The sequence below is a fragment of the Parahoeflea olei genome, from assembly GCF_001703635.1.
In the GTDB taxonomy this organism is placed as follows: domain Bacteria; phylum Pseudomonadota; class Alphaproteobacteria; order Rhizobiales; family Rhizobiaceae; genus Hoeflea; species Hoeflea olei.
The window spans coordinates 302,878-322,035 of sequence record NZ_LQZT01000012.1; the positions used below are offsets into that span (position 1 = coordinate 302,878).

21 protein-coding genes are annotated in these 19,158 nt (G+C 65.8%); 14 read left to right on the plus strand and 7 right to left on the minus strand.

Annotation, left to right across the window (positions count from 1 at the left end; all coding sequences use genetic code 11):
- The first annotated feature begins 70 nt into the window (after positions 1 to 70).
- Positions 71 to 1,360: a DUF3422 family protein gene (locus tag AWJ14_RS09980; RefSeq protein WP_066178024.1), complete on the plus strand. Its 1,290-nt coding sequence runs from the start codon at positions 71 to 73 to the stop codon at positions 1,358 to 1,360.
- Between the two features lie 70 nt (positions 1,361 to 1,430).
- Here the strand turns inward: AWJ14_RS09980 and groL are convergent, their stop codons facing one another.
- Complete coding sequence (gene groL / locus AWJ14_RS09985) at positions 1,431 to 3,053, minus strand: chaperonin GroEL (RefSeq protein WP_066178026.1); 1,623 nt, start codon at positions 3,051 to 3,053, stop codon at positions 1,431 to 1,433.
- A gap of 42 nt (positions 3,054 to 3,095) precedes the next feature.
- Positions 3,096 to 3,410, minus strand: a complete 315-nt coding sequence (locus AWJ14_RS09990; protein ID WP_066178616.1) for a co-chaperone GroES — start codon at positions 3,408 to 3,410, stop codon at positions 3,096 to 3,098.
- A gap of 433 nt (positions 3,411 to 3,843) precedes the next feature.
- Here AWJ14_RS09990 and AWJ14_RS09995 point away from each other — a divergent pair, with 433 nt between their 5' ends.
- Positions 3,844 to 4,113: an usg protein gene (locus tag AWJ14_RS09995; protein WP_066178619.1), complete on the plus strand. Its 270-nt coding sequence runs from the start codon at positions 3,844 to 3,846 to the stop codon at positions 4,111 to 4,113.
- Between the two features lie 57 nt (positions 4,114 to 4,170).
- On the opposite strand, the gene AWJ14_RS10000 is transcribed toward AWJ14_RS09995, so the two are convergent.
- Positions 4,171 to 4,872: a TetR/AcrR family transcriptional regulator gene (locus tag AWJ14_RS10000; RefSeq protein WP_066178028.1), complete on the minus strand. Its 702-nt coding sequence runs from the start codon at positions 4,870 to 4,872 to the stop codon at positions 4,171 to 4,173.
- A gap of 79 nt (positions 4,873 to 4,951) precedes the next feature.
- Here AWJ14_RS10000 and AWJ14_RS10005 point away from each other — a divergent pair, with 79 nt between their 5' ends.
- From AWJ14_RS10005 to AWJ14_RS10055, 11 genes are all read left to right on the plus strand, one after another.
- Entirely contained in the window at positions 4,952 to 6,307 is a 1,356-nt protein-coding gene (locus AWJ14_RS10005; RefSeq protein WP_210183522.1) for a flavin-containing monooxygenase, read from the plus strand.
- The gene (locus AWJ14_RS10010) at positions 6,304 to 7,206 is read left to right on the plus strand and encodes a bile acid:sodium symporter family protein (RefSeq protein WP_066178030.1); all 903 of its coding nucleotides are present in this window, start codon (positions 6,304 to 6,306) and stop codon (positions 7,204 to 7,206) included. The genes AWJ14_RS10005 and AWJ14_RS10010 overlap by 4 nt, the downstream gene beginning before the upstream one ends.
- Positions 7,203 to 8,141, plus strand: coding sequence for an SDR family oxidoreductase (locus AWJ14_RS10015; RefSeq protein ID WP_066178031.1), 939 nt, complete (start codon positions 7,203 to 7,205; stop codon positions 8,139 to 8,141). Before AWJ14_RS10010 ends, AWJ14_RS10015 begins: the two co-directional genes overlap by 4 nt.
- Positions 8,138 to 8,908, plus strand: coding sequence for an SDR family NAD(P)-dependent oxidoreductase (locus tag AWJ14_RS10020; RefSeq protein WP_066178032.1), 771 nt, complete (start codon positions 8,138 to 8,140; stop codon positions 8,906 to 8,908). The genes AWJ14_RS10015 and AWJ14_RS10020 overlap by 4 nt, the downstream gene beginning before the upstream one ends.
- A 232-nt stretch (positions 8,909 to 9,140) precedes the next feature.
- Positions 9,141 to 9,815 (plus strand): CerR family C-terminal domain-containing protein, encoded by a 675-nt coding sequence (locus AWJ14_RS10025; RefSeq protein ID WP_066178035.1) that lies wholly within the window; start codon positions 9,141 to 9,143, stop codon positions 9,813 to 9,815.
- On the plus strand, positions 9,815 to 10,771 hold the full coding sequence (locus AWJ14_RS10030; protein WP_066178037.1) for an HlyD family secretion protein: 957 nt from the start codon (positions 9,815 to 9,817) through the stop codon (positions 10,769 to 10,771). Before AWJ14_RS10025 ends, AWJ14_RS10030 begins: the two co-directional genes overlap by 1 nt.
- Entirely contained in the window at positions 10,768 to 11,685 is a 918-nt protein-coding gene (locus AWJ14_RS10035; protein WP_066178039.1) for an ABC transporter ATP-binding protein, read from the plus strand. The genes AWJ14_RS10030 and AWJ14_RS10035 overlap by 4 nt, the downstream gene beginning before the upstream one ends.
- Positions 11,682 to 12,818: an ABC transporter permease gene (locus AWJ14_RS10040; RefSeq protein WP_066178041.1), complete on the plus strand. Its 1,137-nt coding sequence runs from the start codon at positions 11,682 to 11,684 to the stop codon at positions 12,816 to 12,818. The genes AWJ14_RS10035 and AWJ14_RS10040 overlap by 4 nt, the downstream gene beginning before the upstream one ends.
- Positions 12,819 to 13,245: 427 nt before the next feature.
- On the plus strand, positions 13,246 to 13,545 hold the full coding sequence (locus tag AWJ14_RS10045) for a hypothetical protein (RefSeq protein ID WP_066178043.1): 300 nt from the start codon (positions 13,246 to 13,248) through the stop codon (positions 13,543 to 13,545).
- Positions 13,546 to 13,656: 111 nt separating this feature from the next.
- The gene (locus AWJ14_RS10050) at positions 13,657 to 13,956 is read left to right on the plus strand and encodes a hypothetical protein (RefSeq protein ID WP_066178044.1); all 300 of its coding nucleotides are present in this window, start codon (positions 13,657 to 13,659) and stop codon (positions 13,954 to 13,956) included.
- Between the two features lie 162 nt (positions 13,957 to 14,118).
- On the plus strand, positions 14,119 to 14,715 hold the full coding sequence (locus tag AWJ14_RS10055) for a transglutaminase-like cysteine peptidase (RefSeq protein ID WP_083220165.1): 597 nt from the start codon (positions 14,119 to 14,121) through the stop codon (positions 14,713 to 14,715).
- A gap of 5 nt (positions 14,716 to 14,720) precedes the next feature.
- Here AWJ14_RS10055 and AWJ14_RS10060 read toward each other — a convergent pair whose 3' ends face one another.
- From AWJ14_RS10060 to AWJ14_RS10075, 4 genes are read right to left on the minus strand one after another with little or no spacing between them, the layout of a single operon-like run.
- Positions 14,721 to 16,358: a phosphoethanolamine transferase gene (locus AWJ14_RS10060; protein WP_066178047.1), complete on the minus strand. Its 1,638-nt coding sequence runs from the start codon at positions 16,356 to 16,358 to the stop codon at positions 14,721 to 14,723.
- Positions 16,359 to 16,402: 44 nt separating this feature from the next.
- Positions 16,403 to 17,773, minus strand: a complete 1,371-nt coding sequence (locus AWJ14_RS10065; protein WP_066178049.1) for a sensor histidine kinase — start codon at positions 17,771 to 17,773, stop codon at positions 16,403 to 16,405.
- Complete coding sequence (locus AWJ14_RS10070) at positions 17,770 to 18,441, minus strand: response regulator transcription factor (protein WP_066178051.1); 672 nt, start codon at positions 18,439 to 18,441, stop codon at positions 17,770 to 17,772. Before AWJ14_RS10070 ends, AWJ14_RS10065 begins: the two co-directional genes overlap by 4 nt.
- 3 nt (positions 18,442 to 18,444) lie before the next feature.
- Entirely contained in the window at positions 18,445 to 18,753 is a 309-nt protein-coding gene (locus AWJ14_RS10075; protein ID WP_066178053.1) for a PepSY domain-containing protein, read from the minus strand.
- Positions 18,754 to 18,882: 129 nt separating this feature from the next.
- Between AWJ14_RS10075 and AWJ14_RS10080 the strand changes: the two genes are divergently transcribed.
- The gene (locus tag AWJ14_RS10080; RefSeq protein ID WP_066178055.1) at positions 18,883 to 19,155 is read left to right on the plus strand and encodes a PepSY domain-containing protein; all 273 of its coding nucleotides are present in this window, start codon (positions 18,883 to 18,885) and stop codon (positions 19,153 to 19,155) included.
- Positions 19,156 to 19,158 lie beyond the last annotated feature (3 nt).

Genomic DNA, 19,158 nt, shown 5'->3' on the forward strand with positions numbered 1-19,158 from the left:
GGATATCAACTGCGCCGGCCGGACCCTTCGCGGGGCTTCCATTGCGCATTCACGGAGAGTTTCGGACACGATGGGCAAGTTTTCATTCCCGATGGCCGCAGGCCGGGCCGAAGCGCTCGGCGAGATCCATGCCCGTCCTTACGTGCCGGTGGGCAAATCACGGGTGATCTTCCAGCTCGCGTTCCTGACCGAAGGGGGGGCTGTGGTCGACCATGCGGTGCTGTCCGGCCTGGCGCGCGCCCGCGGCGTGTCGGCGCCCACGCGCGACACCGCGCATTTTTCCATGGGTTGGGGGCAGGGCACGCTGCGCTGGGAGCGGCACACCGAATTCTCCACCTATTTCTGGGACACGCCGGCGCCGCCGGCCTTCGGCCAGAGCATCGACACCCATCCCTTCGGCGACCAGTTCTCGCCGCCCGGCAGCCTGATCTCGGGCATCCGGCTCGAGGTGCGCCCCGATGGGCCGGAGACGCAGGCCGCGATCCAGAGTTTCGACCCCACCAGCCTGTGCGTGAGCGAACTCAAGGGCGGGCAGGCGATGGTCGCCACCGATTTTCGCCAGGACGGCGACGGACTCACCCGCATCCTCCTGATCGACAAGGGCATGAGCGACGCGCGGCGCGGCACCGTGGTGCAGCGGCTGCTCGATATCGAGACCTACCGGACACTCGCCGCGCTCGGCCTGTCGCTGGCGCGCTCGCTGTCGCCCGAAATGCGCCGGATCGAGGACAATCTGAGCAAGATCACCCAGGAAATGAAGACCGGCGCGCGCGACAACGCCGACAGCCTGCTCTCTGAGATCACCAGTCTTGCCGCAGAGCTTGAGGCCAATGCGGCCGCCAGCCTCTACCGGTTCGGCGCAAGCCGCGCCTATTACACGATCGTGCGCGAGCGCATCGCGGCGTTGGCGGAATCCTCGCAGCCCGGTGTCGAGACCATCGGTTCGTTCCTGGAGAAGCGGCTCGCGCCGGCGCTCCGGACCTGCGTGTCGATCGAGGAACGGCAGGCGAACCTGTCGCGCAAGCTCTCGCGTGCCACCTCGCTGCTTCGAAGCTGGATCGATGTCGAGCTCGAGCGCCAGAACAGTGCGCTGCTAAGTTCCATGAACCGCCGCGTGAAGCTGCAATTGCGGATGCAGCAGACCGTGGAAGGCCTGTCGGTGGCGGCGATTTCCTACTACATCGTCGGCCTGTTCAGCTATCTCGCCAAGCCGCTCGACAGTCTCGGCCTGCCGATCAAGTCCGGGTTCGCGATCGGCCTGTTTGTGCCGGTCGCCATCGGCGTCACCTGGATGACGGTGCGCTCGATCCGGAAGGCCCATGACATCGAGGACAGGGCCGAAGGCGTCGACAAGGATTAGCAGGACCCCGCGCACAAAAATGCCGCCCCGGCGAACCGGGGCGGCTGTTGCGTCTTGGCGGATGCTTCGATCAGAAGTCCATGCCCGACGGCATTGCCGGGGCGGCTTCCTTCTTGGGCTTTTCGGCGATCATGGCTTCGGTGGTGACCAGAAGGCCCGCGACCGAGGCCGCGTCCTGAAGCGCGGTGCGCACCACCTTGGCGGGGTCGATCACGCCCATCTTGAACAGGTCGCCATATTCTCCGGTCTGGGCGTTCCAGCCCCAGGCGAACTCGGTCTTCTCGCGCAGCTTGCCGACGACGATCGAGCCTTCGGCGCCCGCGTTCTGGGCGATCTGGCGCACGGGCGCCTCGATCGCGCGGCGGACGATGTCGATGCCGACGCGCTGGTCGTCATTGGCGGGCTTCAGGGCTTCGAGCGCGCCGATCGAGCGCAGCAGGGCCACGCCGCCGCCGGGCAGGATGCCTTCCTCGACGGCTGCGCGGGTCGCGTGCAGCGCATCGTCGACGCGGTCCTTCTTCTCCTTGACCTCGACCTCGGTCGAGCCGCCGACGCGGATCACGCCGACGCCGCCGGCGAGCTTGGCCAGCCGCTCCTGCAGCTTCTCGCGGTCATAGTCGGACGAGGTTTCCTCGATCTGCGCCTTGATCTGGGCGATGCGGCCGTCGATCTCCTTGCGCGAGCCGGCGCCGTCGATGATGGTGGTGTTTTCCTTCTCGATCGACACCTTCTTGGCGCGGCCGAGCATGTTCAGCGTCACGTTCTCGAGCTTGATGCCGAGATCCTCGGAGATCACCGAACCGCCGGTCAGGATGGCGATGTCCTCGAGCATGGCCTTGCGGCGGTCGCCGAAACCGGGTGCCTTGACGGCAGCGATCTTGAGGCCGCCGCGCAGCTTGTTGACGACCAGGGTCGCCAGCGCCTCGCCCTCGACATCCTCGGCCACGATCAGCAGAGGCTTGCCGGACTGCACCACGGCTTCGAGCACGGGGAGCATGGCCTGCAGGTTCGAGAGCTTCTTTTCGTGGATCAGCACATAGGGCTCGTCGAGCTCGACGCGCATCTTGTCCTGGTTGGTGATGAAATAGGGGGAGAGATAGCCGCGGTCGAACTGCATGCCCTCGACCACTTCGAGTTCGGTCTCGGCGGTCTTGGCTTCCTCGACGGTGATGACGCCGTCATTGCCGACCTTCTGCATGGCTTCGGCCAGGTAGCGGCCGATTTCGGTGTCGCCATTGGCCGAAATGGTGCCGACCTGGGCGATTTCGTCATTGTTGGAGATCTTGCGGGCATTCTTCTTGAGTTCGCCGACGATCGCGTCCACGGCGAGATCGATGCCACGCTTCAGGTCCATCGGATTGAGACCCGAGGCCACCGCCTTGGCGCCTTCCTTGACGATCGCCTGGGCGAGCACGGTCGCGGTGGTGGTGCCGTCACCGGCGAGATCGTTGGTCTTGGAGGCCACTTCGCGCAGCATCTGCGCGCCCATGTTCTCGAACTTGTCCTCGAGCTCGATTTCCTTGGCGACCGACACGCCGTCCTTGGTGATGCGCGGCGCGCCGAAGGACTTGTCGATCACCACGTTGCGGCCCTTGGGGCCGAGGGTGACCTTGACCGCGTCGGCCAGGATATCGACGCCGCGCAGCATCTTCTCGCGGGCTTCGGTGTGGAATTTCACGTCTTTTGGAGCCATTTTTCGTTCCTTTCAGAGCTGTCAAACGATGGTTGGCAACACTCAGGCCGCGGCCTTGACCGCGGCGCCCGCCTCAAGGATCCCCAGCACGTCGGATTCCTTCATGATCAGAAGGTCCTCGCCGTCGATCCGGATCTCGGTGCCGGACCATTTGCCGAACAGGATGCGGTCGCCGGGCTTGACGTCGAGCGCCACGGTTTCGCCCTGCTCGTTGCGGGCGCCGGGGCCGGTGGCGATGACTTCGCCTTCCTGCGGCTTTTCCTTGGCGGTGTCGGGAATGATGATGCCGCCCTTGGTGCGCGCGTCGCTTTCGACGCGGCGGACAAGAATGCGGTCATGCAGTGGACGGAATTTCATGCTTTCCTCCTGGACAAACATTGATGTGAACTTCCAGTTCCGCTGGTCCGCGAACGGACCCAGGGAAGCCGGCCCGTCTCTCCCGGCGCCGGCGGCTGGTGATTTGGTTTGCGCAAAACCGGTTTTCAAGAGCCCTGATGAAAATTTTTGGCACTCCTCATGAAGGAGTGCCAAAGCCCTGATTTTAAAACGGATTATCCTGATACTCCCAACGCGTTGCGGCGCGATCCGGTGCGCGTTTGCCGCGTCGGGCCTGGGCATGACACCGGCCATTCGGGCATTTGCGGCAGGTGCGCCGGTCCCGGCGTGTCAGCACTCATTCGGAATGGCTGCCAACATCTTGATTATGCAGCTGAAATGCAGATTTGATCTTGCCAAATCGGTGCTGTTTTGGTGTCATTTCGGGGTCAAACCACAGGAGGTGCACTTCACGATGGCTTCACCTGAGTTCGAACGGCAGATGCAGGGCTACGGCCTGACCACCGCGCATATCTTCTACCGGTTGCCCGATTTCCAGTCGCTGCTGCAGACCTATGTCTGGCAGGACTACGATCTCGCGCCGGAGTTTCCCGGCATGCGCAAGTTTCTGGATTTCTGGGAAGCCCGGCTCGACGGCCGTCTGCACTCGGTCCGTTACGCGCACAAGACGCTGATCGGCCCCAATGAATGGCGGCGGATCGACGGCGAGATCCTGCTGCACTGACAGGTCGCCGCAGGGCCGGGAAGGCCCGCGCGGACTTCCTTGAGGGGACGCCGGTCGTCAGTTTGCCAAGGCTGCGCGCATGCCTGCCGCGCAGAAGCGCACCAGAACGTCGGTGAGGCGCCGGGGCTCCGCGTCCGGGCTCGCGGCGAGCGCCTCGATGCGCCAGCGCGAGGTTGACAGCGACAGCATCGCCGAAACCGAAAACACGAAGGCGACGGCGATCCGCGCCGGCTCGACCCTTGGCGTGAGCCGGGCGATCTCGCCGATGAACACGCTCGCGGTCGGGTCGAAGCAGCGCTCGGAGATCGCGTGCCAGCGGCTATCTGCCGAGACCATCGCCACCAGCCGCGCATAGGCGATCCATTGCGGGTCGCCGGCCGAGCCGTCCGCGGCATCGAGGCCGGCCTTTGCCAGATAGGGCTCCAGAAAAGCGGTAAGGACGCTGCCGAGCGTCAGGGCTTCGCCTTTCGCTTTCAGGGCATTGAGCGCGGAAAGGCGCAGCTCCGAGAGTTCCGAGGCGCGGCGCTCGACCACCCTGGCGAACAGCGCTTCCTTGCTGCCGTGGTGAAAATTGACCGAGGCGATCTGCGTGCCTGCGGCGGCGGCGATGTCGCGCACCGAGGCGCCGTCATAGCCGCGGTCCGCGAAAAGCCGCTCGGCGGCGTCGAGGATCGCGCGGCTGGTCTCGAGCGAGCGTTTCGAGGGGGCGCGCTGGCGCGGACGGGGTGCCAAATCGGGGTTCGTCGAATTTTTTGTCATGAAACATGTTGCCTTAAAATGAACGATCGTTCAATACAGAGGAGAGGAGACATCGACTGAAGCCAAGGGAGGGGCGCAGTTGAACACGAAATCGACGACGGCGGAGCCGAGTGCCGGCCCGCAGAACACACAGCCTTACGCCCTGATCGGCGCGGGCCCGATGGGGCTCGCCATGGCCAAGACGCTCAAGGAGCAGGGGATTCCGTTCCAGGGGTTCGAGCTCCATTCCGATGTCGGCGGGCTGTGGGACATCGACGGTCCGAAATCGACGATGTACGAGACCGCGCACCTGATTTCGTCGAAGACCATGACCGAGTTCGCGGATTTCCCGATGGATCCTGAGGTGGCGGACTATCCGTCGCATCGCGAACTCAAAACCTATTTCCGCAAATTCGCCGACCAATTCGGGCTGCGCGCGCATTACCTGTTCGGTACGGAAGTGCTCTCGGCCGAGCCGCTCGGCACGCCGGGCGAGGGCTGGCGGGTGACCTGGCGCGACGCGTCGGGCGACGCGCAGTCCGATATTTTCGCAGGCCTGCTGATCGCCAACGGCACGCTGTCGGAGCCGAACATGCCGGCGTTCAAGGGGACGTTTACGGGCGAGCTGATGCATTCGAGCGCCTATCGCGACCCCGATGTTTTCCGGGGCAAGCGGGTGCTGATCGTCGGGGCGGGCAATTCCGGCTGCGATATCGCCGTCGATGCGATCCATCATGGCAAGTCCTGCGACATCTCCGTGCGGCGCGGCTACTATTTCGTGCCGAAATACATTTTCGGCCGCCCGGCCGACACCATGGGCGGGACCATCAAGCTGCCGATGTGGCTCAAGCGGCGCGTCGACGGGCTCATTCTCAAATGGTTCACCGGAGACCCATCGAAATACGGTTTCCCGAAGCCCGACTACAAGCTTTACGAATCCCACCCCGTGGTCAATTCGCTGATCCTGTTCCATGCCGGCCATGGTGATATCAAGGTCCGGCCGGACATCGACCGGTTCGACGGGAACACCGTGCATTTCAGGGACGGGACCAAAGCCGATTACGACCTGGTGCTGGCCGCGACCGGCTACAAGCTGCATTACCCCTTCATCGACAAGGCGCTTCTCAATTGGCAGGGCCATGCGCCGCACCTGTTCCTCAATTGCATGCATCCCGTGCGCGACGATCTGTTCGTGCTTGGCATGGTGGAGGCCTCCGGGCTCGGCTGGCAGGGCCGGCACGAGCAGGCGGAAATGGTGGCGCGCTACATCGCAGGCCTCAAGGCCGGCACCATGGCGGCCAAAGCGCTCAAGGGCGAGAAACAGGCGGGCTTCACCCGCGCCACCGGCGGCATGAACTATATCGATCTGCCGCGGATGGCCTATTACGTCGACAAGGCCACCTATCGCACCGCAGTGACCAACTGGATTGCGGCACTGAAAGGCAAGCCCGAATGACCGACATCGACTCCATAAGGCTCAATTTCAGCCCCGAAAGCCTGATGCTGCTCAATGCGATCCTGTCGATCGTGATGTTTTCCATCGCGCTCGATCTCAGGCTGTCGGATTTCCGGGCGCTTTGGCGCGCGCCGAAAGCCCTGTTCACCGGGCTCGTCTCGCAGTTTCTGGTGCTGCCGGCGCTCACGTTCGTGATGCTGAGCATCGTGAACCCGCGGCCCTCGATCGCACTCGGGCTCATTCTGGTCGCCGCCTGTCCGGGCGGCAACATTTCCAATTTCATCACTCACCGCGCCGGCGGCAATGCCGCGCTGTCGGTGTCGATGACCGGGATCGCGACCGTGGCGGCGATCCTGTTTACGCCCCTCAACGTGGCCTTCTGGGGCACTCTCTATGCGCCCACGCGCGACATCCTGCGCGAGACCACGCTCGATCCGGTGTCGATCGCGATCACCGTGTTCTTCATGCTGATCCTGCCGCTGATCGTCGGCATTCTGCTCAACAGCAAACGGCCCGCCTGGGCTGCGCGCATCCGCAAGCCGATGCAGACGCTCTCGATGCTGATCTTCATCGGCTTCATTGCGGCGGCACTTGCGGCCAACTGGAGCTTCTTCCTGCATTATGTGGGGGCGGTGGCGCTGCTGGTGGTGCTGCACAACGGGCTTGCGCTGGCCGGCGGCTATGCCACCGCCACGATCATGGGTCTGTCGGACTATGACCGGCGCGCGGTGACGATCGAGACCGGCATCCAGAATTCGGGCCTCGGGTTGGTGCTGATCTTCGCCTTTTTCGGCGGGCTCGGCGGCATGGCGGTGGCGGCCGCGGCCTGGGGCATCTGGCATGCGGTGTCGGGGTTGGCGCTTGCGAGCCTCTGGTCGCGCAAGGCGGCGCGACGATGACGCGCGTGCTGGTCACCGGGGCGGCCGGTGCGGTGGGGCAGGTGCTGCTCGGCGAACTCGCGGCCGGAGGGCTGGAGGTGCTTGCCACCGATCTGCGCGCGCCGCAAACGCTGCCCGACGGCGCCCGGTTCGAGACGCTCGACGTGCGCGGCGGCGATGCCGAGCGGGTGGTTGCCGGCTTCAGGCCCGACGTCATCATTCATTTGGCCTCGATCGTCTCGCCCTCGCGCGGGATGACGCGCGACTTCGCCTTCGGCGTCGATGTCAACGGCACCCGCAACGTGCTCGACGCGGCGGTCGCCCATGGCGTGAAACGGCTGGTGGTGACCTCGTCGGGGGCGGCCTATGGCTATCACGCCGACAATCCGGTGCCGCTCCGGGAGACCGATCCCGTTCGGGGCAATCCGGAATTTCCCTATTCCGACCACAAGCGCCAGGTCGAGGAGATGCTGGCGCGCGCGCGACAGGATTTTCCGGCGCTCGAACAGGTGATCTTCCGGGTCGGCACGGTGCTCGGCCCCGGGCTCGAAAACCAGATCACGGAGCTGTTCCACCGGCCGCGGCTGATCGCGGTCAGGGGGGCGGACAGCCCGTTCGTGTTCATCTGGACCCGCGATCTCGCCCGGATTCTCGCGCGTGCGGTGGGCGAGGGGCCGGCAGGCATTTTCAATGTCTGCGGCGACGGCACGCTTTCGGTCCATGATCTCGCAGCCCGGCTCAACAAGCCGGTGCTGGCGCTGCCGGCCTGGGCGATCAAGGCGGGGCTCGGGATCGCGCGGCCGCTGGGGCTGTCACGCTACGGGCCGGAGCAGGTGCGGTTCCTGCAATACCGCCCGGTGCTCGATAACACCGCGCTCAAGACCGTGTTCGGCTACACGCCGGAACTGACGAGCGCCGAGACCTTCGACCTCTGGCGCAAGGCGGCGGGCCTGTGAGCCGGGTTGCCGTCATCACCGGCGGCGCGGGCGGCCTCGGCCAGGCTTTTGCGAGGGCGTTGCGGGATGAAGCGGCAGGCTGGACAATCGTGCTGGTCGATCTGCCGGGAGCGCTTGCGGGCCTTGACGAGGTTCCGGGCGTGGAGCGGGTCGCCTGCGATCTCACCGATGACGCCGAAGTCGCCACGGCCTGCGCCGGGATTGTCGCGCGGCATCCGGCGATCGAGCTCGTGATCCACAATGCCGGTGTCACCCAGATCGGGCTGTTCGGCGACACCACGCTTGCCTCGCAGCGCCGGGTGATGGAGATCAACTATTTCGGCTCGGTGCGCGTGGTGGCCGGCCTTCTCGGCGCGGTGCGCGCGGGGAAGGGGACGCATCTGGCGATCTCCTCGGTCGCGGGTTTTGCGCCGCTCTACAAGCGCACCGCCTATGCGGCGAGCAAGCATGCGCTCAACGGCTTTTTCTCTTCCCTCGCCCCGGAGGAAGCCGAACACGGCGTGCGTGTGATCATCGCCGCGCCGTCCTTCGTCGCCACCAATCCCGGCCGGCTCGACGCGGGCGAGGACGGGATCGGCCGGCCCGGCGCGGCAGCCGACGGGTTTGACGAGATGACGCCCGACAGGGCCGCGCGGATCATTCTCGACGGCTGGCGCCGCGGCACGCCCTTCATCCCCGTGGGGCGGGTGGCGCGGCTCGGCTGGTGGATCAACCGGCTCTCGCCGCGGCTCTATGCGCGGCTGATGATGCGCAACATCCGCCGCTAAACCCGCTTCCGGCGCGATCCCGCCGCGAGCACTGAACCCGGTTGTCGGAACGGCGCAGCGCCGCCGCTTTCCGCCGGCTCTTCCCTTTTTGCCTGCTGCCCGGCCTTCCATCCGCGCCAGCCCGCGCGTTGGACGCCCGGTCAGGCGTGGATCAATTTTCATAATCAATCGATTGATTAAATTCTCGCTGGTGCTAGGATCTCGTCGGAACCAGAGGTCAGGACCGATCCACGTGCCTTCCCTACCGCCACAGCCGCCGCAAGCGGCCAAACCCGGCGACCAGACCCGCCTTGCGCTTGCCCTGGCCGGCATCCGGCTGTTCGGCGCCAAGGGATTTGAGGCGACGTCCACCCGGGAAATCGCCGCCGCGGCCAATGCCAATATCGCCTCGATCGCCTATCACTTCGGCGGCAAGGACGGGCTCAGGCTCGCCTGCGCCGATCTGGTGGTCAGCAATCTCGAAGCGATCACCGGCCCGATGCTGGCTGCTGCAGAAGCGGTGAAAGACCCGGGATCGGCCCAGGAGGCGCTCGAACGCACGATCATGGCCGTGATCGACTTCCTGCTCGGCCGGCCTGAAGCCCGCGATATCGCCGCCTTCATGATCCGGGAGGTGGGCGAGCAGGGCGTGGTCATGGACAAGGTCTATCGCGCCTTTATCGAGCCCGCGCATGCGCGGCTCTGCCGGCTCCTGGGGCGCGCCACCGGCCTCGACCCTGCGAGCGACCGGATCCGGCTCGGCGTCTTCAGCATCGTCGGCCAGGTCGTCTATTTCCGCATCGGTCTCGCCGTCGTCGCCCGCGGCATGGAGTGGGACCGCATGGGGCCGGAGGAGATCGCGCGGATCAAGGAGACGATCGTCGCCAATATCCGCAATTTTATCGCCGCCAACAGGACACAGCCGTGATGACCTCGTTTCTTTGCTCGCTTCCCCTTGCCGTCACGCTGTTTTCGGGCTGCGCTGGCCCGGCGCCGCTGGCGGTCGGCTATGTCGAGGGGGAATATGTGCTGGTGGCGCCGATCGAGGCGGCGCAGATCGTCGATCTCGCAGTGGTCCGCGGCGACCGCATCGCCGCCGATCAGCCGCTCGGCCGGCTCGAACGGCGCGACGCCGAGATCGCGGTGGCCCAGGCCGAAGCGGCGCTCGCGCAGGCCCGAAGCCAGCTCGCCAACCTGAAGCAAGGCAAGCGGCCCGAAGAAATCGCCAGCATCGAGGCGGCGCTGGGCTCGGCCCGTGCGCAGGCGGCGGAGGCGGGACGCGTGCTCAACCGGCAGAAGGATCTGCTGTCGCAGGGGATTTCCACGCAGGCCACCTTCGATTCGGCTTCCACCACGCTCGAACTGGCGCAGGCCAAGGTCGCCGAACTCGAGGCCAATCTGGCCGTGGCGCGGCTGCCGGCGCGCAGCGACGAAATCAATGCCGCCCAGGCTGCGGTCGGGCAGGCGGAGGCGGTGCGGGAGTCGGCCGAATGGCGGCTGGCCAAACGCACGCTGTCGATCCCGCGGGCGGGCGTGGTCTCCGACATCATCCGCAACGCCGGCGAGGTCGCCGGCCCGCAGGCGCCGGTGCTGTCGGTGCTGCCCGACGGCGCGCTCAAGCTCAGGCTCTATGTGCCGGAACCGGCACTCTCCTCGCTCCGCGTCGGCACGCATCTTCAGGTCCGCTGCGACGGATGCGGCGAGGGCATGACGGCGACGATCAGCTACATCTCCACCGACCCTGAATTCACCCCGCCGGTGATCTACTCGCTCGAGAACCGGCAGAAGCTCGTCTATCTGGTCGAGGCGCGGCCCGACGACGATGCCTGGGCGCTGGCGCCGGGGCAGATCGTCGACGTGGTCCTGGCGGACGCAGGCAAATGAACGCGATCGAGGTCAGCGGGCTGGTCAAGCGGTTCAACGGCAAGACCGTCGTCGACCATGTGTCGATGCAGGTGGCCGAAGGCGAGATATCCGGATTTCTCGGACCCAACGGCTCGGGCAAGACCACCACGATCCGGGTGATGTGCGGGCTGCTGACGCCGGACGAGGGGACGGGCAGGGTGCTCGGCTACGACATCCGCCGCGACGGCCTCAAGATCAAGCGCGAGGTCGGCTACATGACCCAGCGGTTCTCGTTCTACGAGGACCTGTCGATCGAGGAGAACCTCACATTCGTGGCCCGGCTCTACGGAATTCATCCCGTGGTCGACGCGGTACGCGACACGCTCGAGGACCTGGGCCTGTCATCGCGCCGCAAGCAGCTTGCGGGCACGCTCTCGGGCGGCTGGAAGCAGCGGCTGGCGCTGGCGGCCTGCATCATGCACAAGCCGAAACTGCTGCTGCTCGACGAACCCACCGCGGGTGTCGACCCGAAGGCGCGCCGCGACTTCTGGGACGAGATCCACCTGAGAGCCCGGTCGGGTCTGACGGTGCTGGTTTCCACCCACTACATGGACGAGGCCGAGCGCTGCCACCGGATCCACTATATTTCCTATGGCAAGCTGCTTGCCTCCGGGACGGTGCCGGAAGTGATCGCGGGGGCGGGCCTCGTCACCTTCATCATCGAAGGCGGCGACGTGATCCGCGCCGCGCGCGAACTTGCCGGCCGGCCCGGCGTCGAACAGGTGGCGCCTTTCGGGCTGAGCCTGCATGTGGTCGGAACCGACCGGGCAGCGCTTGAAAGCGCGGTGCGGGCCGTGGCCGCCGACACCGGTGCGACCTGGCACCACGGCGAAACCGGGCTCGAGGACGTGTTCATCCAGTTCATGGCCAAATCGACGGACAACATGGCATGAACACGCTGTTTTCGTTCCGCCGGCTGATGGCGATGATCGTCAAGGAAAGCATCCAGATGCGGCGCGACCGCATCACCTTTGCGATGATGCTTGGCGTGCCGCTGATGCTGCTGATCCTGTTCGGCTATGCCATCAACCAGGACCCGAAGGGGTTGCCGGCCGCGCTCGTGACCACCAGCCAGGATCGCTACACCCGCGCGATGGTCTCGGCGATGGAAAACACCGGTTACTACCGGTTCGACCATGTGGTGGCGAGCGCCGAGGCGGCCGACCGGCTGATCAAGTCGGGCGTCGTCTCCTTTGTCGTCACGATCCCGTCCGATTTTGCGCGGCGGGTGCAGCGCGGGGACCATCCGCAGATCCTGATCGAGGCAGACGCCACCGACCCCTCGGTGGCGTCGGGCGCGATTTCCACGCTCGGCACGGTCGCGGCGCAGGCACTGCTGCGCGAGCAGTCGGCGGAAGCGCTTGCCGCCCGGCAGTCCACCGCCGCGCTCGAGGTGGTGGTGCACCGGCTCTACAATCCCGAGGGCGTGACCCAGTACAATATCGTGCCGGGCCTCCTGGGCGTGATCCTGCAATTGACCATGGTGATGATGACCTCGATGGCGCTGACGCGGGAAACCGAACGCGGCACCATGGAAAACCTGCTCGCGATGCCCGCAAGCCCGCTCGAGATCATGCTTGGCAAGGTGCTGCCGTTCCTGCTGGTCGGTGCGGTTCAGGTGGTCGCGGTGCTGGCCGCCGCACGCTTCCTGTTCAGCGTGCCTTTCGTGGGATCGATGTCGCTGCTGCTCGCAAGCATCCTGGTCTTCGTTCTCGCGCTTGTGCTGCTCGGCTACGCGATTTCGACGGTGGCGCGCACGCAGATGCAGGCCATGCAACTGACCTTTTTCTTCTTCCTGCCCTCGATCCTGCTTTCGGGTTTCATGTTTCCCTATCGGGGCATGCCCGCATGGGCGCAGGTGCTGGGCGAGATCTTCCCGCTCACGCATTTCCTGCGGATCATCCGGGCGGTGATGCTCAAGGGCGCCGACATTCACGATGTGACCTCGCCGCTGATCGCGCTCGTGGTTTTCGTTCTGGGTTTCATGCTCCTCGCGCTGGCCCGGTTCCGTCGCACGCTCGACTGAACGATCCTCTCGCCCGTCGTTTGCTGCCTTTGCCGGGTCCGTCCGGCGCTGCTCGCGGCGGTATCTTTCCCGACCGCGGCCGAGACGCGTGTTCCGGGCGCGCAAAAATCCTGCGCCGGGTAAGCAATCCGATCCCGTTTTTGTGAACGGTGAGGACACCATGTTGTGCACGATACCCGTCGCGCCGGGATTCTGGCTTGGTGTGCGCGTTTGCATAAGTATCTGAAAATTAATGGAAATATTCGATCGTATGAAGCCGGTACGGAGTTTTCAAGATAAAGTTTCAGCACGGGTTTTCACAAAAGTGTGGTTGGCAATCATGGATCTGCCGGCCCATTTGAGAGTTATCGAAACACGGCGAACGGCCGGCCCCCACCCACCGTTTCGCCCAGGATTTGAAACCGAACACTCACTGGAGACCAAGACAATGAACAAGCTTCTTATCGCCCTCGGCCTGACCCTCGCCGCTTCCACCGGCGCCTTCGCGCAGTCCTCCGCACTCGACGCCTACACCGTGCCGTCGAACACCGGCTATGCGGCTCCGCTCGCCACCGGCACCTCCAACGACCTGGTCAGCTATGACCGCGCCGACAAGGACGGTTCGCCGAGCTTTGCCGCCCCGGCAGGCGGCATCGACTACACCGCCACCGCTTCGATCGGCGGCGGCGCCTCCGACCAGGTGATCTACAACCGCGCCGGCAACGACGGCTCGCCGCGCTTCCACTAAGCGCGTTCCGCTTTCCCCACGCGGTCCGTTGGATCGCGCGGGGACCTTCCGCCCCCAATGACACACGCGCACGCCTCCCAAGACATGCCGCGAATTGAAAGGACCACTCCCATGAACAAGCTTCTTATCGCCCTCGGCCTGACCCTGGCTGCTTCCACCGGTGCCTTCGCCAAGTCCTCCGCGCTTGACGCCTACACCGTTCCGTCGAACACGGGCTATTCGGCTCCGCTCGCAACCGGCACGTCCAACGACCTGGTCAGCTATGACCGGGCCGACAAGGACGGCTCGCCGAGCTTTGCAGCGCCGGCAGGCGGCATCGACTACACCCCGACTGCATCGATCGGCGGTGTGTCGAACGACCACGCGGTCTACGGCCGCGCCGGCAATGACGGCTCGCCGAGCTACCGCTAAGCGGAAGACCGGCTTGCCGGGCATGCGGGGCGTCGGGGAAACCCGGCGCCCCGCATGCGTTTGAGGCTGCGTGTGCCTTCGAGGGGTGGCCGGGTCCGGCCATCGGGGAGACGGCGGCCTTGAGAGTTCCATCCAACCAGCAAGGGGACGAAAGGACTGCTCATGACCAGGATCAAGTTTCCGGTGCTGCCCGCCGCATTCGCCACGCTGATGTTGTCGGCCTCCGCCGTGCCGGTGCATGCCGCCAGTTGGCTGCGGCTGGGGGCCGTGACGAGCCGGCCCTACGGCCATGTCGATTATTGCACCCGCTACGCCGCCGATTGCGGCCCGCGCAAGCCGCGCGGCGCCTTGCCCGCGGCCAACCTGTCTGTCCTGAGCCAGGTCAATCTTGCCGTCAACCGCGCGATCGCCCCGGTTTCGGACCAGGACCAGTATGGACGCGCCGAGGTCTGGAGCGCCGATGCCGTGGCGGGCGATTGCGAGGATTACGCGCTGGCGAAGCGGGTGCGGCTGATGCGGATGGGATACCATCCCGAGGACCTGCTGCTGGCCATGACCTATACCGGCAGCGAATATCACACCGTGCTGGTGGTGCGCAGCCGGGCCGGCGACTTTGTGCTCGACAACATGCGCGATGACGTGGTTCCGGTCGCCGCAAGCCGGCTCGACTTCATCAAGGTGCAGTCGCCCGAGCACGGCGCGAACTGGCTGGCCGTCACCGGCACCACCCATACCGCGCCGCGCCACGCGGCCTCCTGACCCGCTCAGCGGCCGGCCGTCGCCGTCAGTTCGGGCGTGCGGCAGGTCGCGGTGACGTCGAGCGCCGGGTCGTAATGGCTGGATTTGATGTCCATCAGTCCCAGCACCGTATGGAACATGTTGTCCTGCGAGGTCGGCGCGTCGGCGCCGGCCTCCAGGCATGAGGCGGTCACGCCGAAGATCTTCGAATAGCTGTCGGAGACCCAGATGATGAAGGGCACACGGGTCTGTTCGCTGGGGGCGAACATGTAGGGCATGCCATGCAGGTACAGCCCCTTTTCGCCGAGCGACTCGCCATGGTCCGACATGTAGATCAGCGACGAGGCGAAACGGTCCGAGCGGGCGGCGAGCATGTCGATGATCTGTGCGAGCATGTGGTCGGTGGCCACGATCGTGTTGTCGTAGGCATTGACGATCTCGGCCTGGGTGCAATCGGCGAATTCCGCGGTCCGGCAGTCGGGCGTGAACAGCCGCTGCGCCTCGTCATAGCGCTGGTAATAGGTCGGGCCGTGGCTTCCCATCTGGTGCAGCACCAGCGTGGCGTTGCCCTTCAGGCCGTCGAGCCAGGCGCCGAGCGCATCGACCATCACCTGGTCCTTGCATTCCGTGTTGACGCAATAGCGCGGATCGTTCTCGATGGCGAAGTTGCGCTCCCGTACCCGGCGGGCCACGGCCTTGTCGCCGGTGTTGTTTTCCCACCAGGTGACATCGATCCCGGCATGACTGAGCACGTCGAGCAGGTTTTCGCGCGCGAGCCCCGCCTCGTGGGTGAAATCCGCCCGGCCGAGAACCGAGAACATGCAGGGAATCGACACCTCGGTCGCGGTGCCGCAGGAGGTGGCCTGGGTAAAATAGGCGATGTCGCGCTTTTCGAGTTCGGGATTGGTCTTGCGCGCGTAGCCGCCGAGCGAGAAGTTCTGCGCGCGCGCGGTCTCTCCGGCGACGATGATCGTCAGCACCGGCTTGTCGGCCTGGGCGAGCAGCGGGCCGGGTCGCGCATTCCTGTCGAGCGGGGCGGCGACGATGGTCTTTTCCTTGCCGGAGCGGATGCCGAACTTGATCACGCTGACCAGCGGCGAGATCGGGTTGAGCGTCTTGATGACGATGCGGTTGTTGCGCATGGTCGAGGCGATCGCCGGATACTGCCACAGCGCCATCACCAGGGCGAGCACGAGCAGCGGCGCAATGACCGCGAGATTGGCCTTCACCTTGGCGCCGAAACTGCGGTGCCGGATGTGCACGATGGCCACGAGCAGCGACGGCAGCACCGCATAGAGCAGCATGTGGCGGACGAAGGCGGGCGTGATCAGGTGGCCGGCCTCGGCGGGCGTTGTCGCGGCCACGTTGCGGATCATGTCGGTGTCGATGATGACGCCGAACTGCCCCATGAACCACGAGGCCGCGGCCGCGCCGACGATGGCCAGGATGAACAGCGGCTTGGTAACGTATTTCACGCTCAGCGACACCAGAAGCGCGGTCAGGAGTGCGGCAATGCCGATCGAAAAGGCGGCAAGCGCCAGCCTGTGCTCTCCGAAGGCGAGGCTCGTCTTGTTCCAGAACACCGTGTTGCAGGCGCCGAGGATGAAGGCTGACACGAGGAGGCTGAGGGTCACGCTGCCGACATGGGGCCGGGTAAGTTTCATGGTCTTGTCCTGATGGCTTTGAACTTGGTCTGGCGCGGCGGCTGTCAACCGGGCGGAAGTGCCAGGGGAATGGATATCCGGACTTCGAGACCTCCCAGCGGGGAGGTCAGAAGGTCGAGCTGGCCGCCGAAGGATTCGACGATGTCGCCCGAGATGGCGAGGCCGAGGCCGGCGCCGAGTTCCGATTGGTCGAGGCGGGCGCCGGTCTTGCTGGCCGCCGACAGCCCGGCCGGGTCGAGACCCGGACCGTCGTCGCCGATCCGGACCAGGATCGCCTCCTTGGTGACCTCGGCGCCGACCCGCACCTCGGCGCGGGCGAACCTGACCGCGTTTTCGGCAAGGTTGCCGATCAGCTCGTTGAGGTCGTCCGGATCGACCGGCGTGGTGAGCCGGGGATCGATGTCGCAGACGAGGTCGAGGTTTTCTCCGGCGGGGGTGCGCTTGAGCGCGCGCAGGATGCCGTCGACGATCGGCCTGAGCGGCGTCCGGTCGTAGCTGCGGCCATGGCGCAGCCGGGCGCGGGCCAGTTCGCGCTGGATGTGCCGGCGCATCCGCTGCGTCAGTTCCGCGATGTCGTCGGCGATCTCGCTGTCGCCCTTGGCGCGCAGCCGGTCGATGTCGGCCGAGAGCGCCGTCAGCGGGGTCTTGAGGCCATGGGCGAGGTTGGCGGCGCGGTCGCGGGCCCGGTCGATGGCCTGGTCCTGGGCGTCGAGCAGCGCATTGACCTCTTCCACCAGCGGTGCGACCTCGAGCGGCACGCCTTCGGATTCGAGCCGGCGCGCCCCGCCGTTGCGGATAGCGCTCACGCCCTCCATCACCCGGTTGACCGGCTTGAGACCTTCGCCGATCTGCAACAGAAGCCCGACCAGCAGCACCGCGCCGAGGATCGCCAGCACCGGCGCCAGATCCTTGGCGAAGCCGAGCGCGAGCGCATGGATGACGGCGCGGTCGATGGCGACGAAGACGCGCAGCCGGTGATCGCCGTCCGAGGCGGTCAGCAGCACTACGATCTCATGCACCAGCAGGCGCGAGCCCTGCGGCCCGGGGATGTCGTGCACATGGGTTTCGCCCGGCTGCAAGCGGTCGCCGGGAACCTCGAGGCTGGTGTCCCACAGCGACCGCGAGCGCAGGTGCACATCGGCGGTCATGTCGTCGACCTGCCAGTAGAGCCCGCCGAAGATCGCCTGAAAGCGCGGGTCGACCGGTTCGCGGTCGAGCGAGAGCCCTGCGGCCGGATCGAACCGCAACCCGCCGGTCAGCTGGTTCAAATGGGTGTCGAGTTCCTGGCCGACGAGGCGTTCGAGATGGCGCGAGAACAGGGTGGAGAGGCTGAAGCCGGTGACCAGGAGGGCGGCCGCGACCACCGCGGCGGCATAGGCGAACAGCCGGAAGCGAAGCGAGCGGGCCGGTTTCATGACGCGGCTCCCTCGTCTTCGACGATATAGCCGAAGCCGCGGCGGGTGGAGATCAGCGTCACCGGCAGCTTGCGCCTGACGCGTCCGACCAGCACCTCGATGGCGTTGGATTCGCGCTCGAAATGCACCGCCTGCAGGTGTTCGGAAAGCTCCTGCTGGGAGACCACGCGCCCCTTGTTGAGCATCAGATAGGCGACCAGGCGGTATTCCTGCGGCGACAGCGTGACGGGCACGCCGCGGATGCTCAGCCGCATCTGCCGCGTGTCGAGCTCGGCCTCGCCGACGGTGACCACCGGATTGGCGATGCCGCCCGAGCGGCGGATGATGGCGCGCAGACGCGCGATCAGCTCCTCCATGCGGAAGGGTTTGGGCAGGTAGTCGTCGGCGCCGGCGTCGATGCCTTCGACCCGCTCGGTCCAGGCGCCGCGTGCGGTCAGCACCAGCACCGGAAAGCTGCGGCCGTCGGCGCGCCAACGCTTGAGCACGCTCAGCCCGTCCATGCCCGGCAGGCCGAGATCGAGCACGGCTGCGCCATAGGATTCGGTGTCGCCCAGGAACCAGGCTTCCTCGCCATTGACCTGACTGTCGACGACATAGCCCGCCGCCTCGAGCGCGGTGGTGACATCCTTGCGGATGCGGGCGTCGTCTTCTGCGAGCAGGATCCGCATCGCTCAATCGTCGTCTTCGAGGCTGAGGATACGGCCGTCGCGGGCGTCGATCTCATATTCCAGGCGCCGGCCGTCGGTTCTCAGCACATAGATTTCGTAGATCGGCTTGTGATCGGAATACTCGAACTCGATCTCGACGATGCGGCCCTCGATCTGGGTCCTGACCCGGTCGAGGATGTCCGACAGGTGCAGGATCTCGCCCTTCTCCAGCGCCGCGTCCAGCCGGGCGCGGTCGTGATGGTCGTCATGCCGGTCGGCCCGGGCGGGCGCGGTCGCGGCAAGCATCAGCAGGATCAGGAGCGTTCGTTTCATGGCGCCAACATGGCAGGACAAAAATGACAAAATGCTGACAGGGCCGCTCAGCGGTTTGTCACGCGGGGTTTGCGAAAAGCATGGGGTCATCGGCCGAGCGCTTCGGCCCCTACCTAAAGGAGACCACCCATGAAGACAATGTTTATCGCCGCCAGCCTGTTCGCCCTGATCGCCCCCGCCGCCGCCTTTGCCGGCACCGCCTGCCCGGACGTGCCGCGCGACCAGTGGATGAGCGACGCGGACCTGACCGCCAAGGCCAAGGAAATGGGCTATGACGTGCGCTCGATCAAGCCCGAGGACGGCTGCCTCGAAGCCTATGCGATCGACGCCAAGGGCCAGCGCGTCGAGGTCTATTTCCATCCCGCCACCGCCGAAGTGCTGCGGGTCAAGGCCGAAGACTGATGG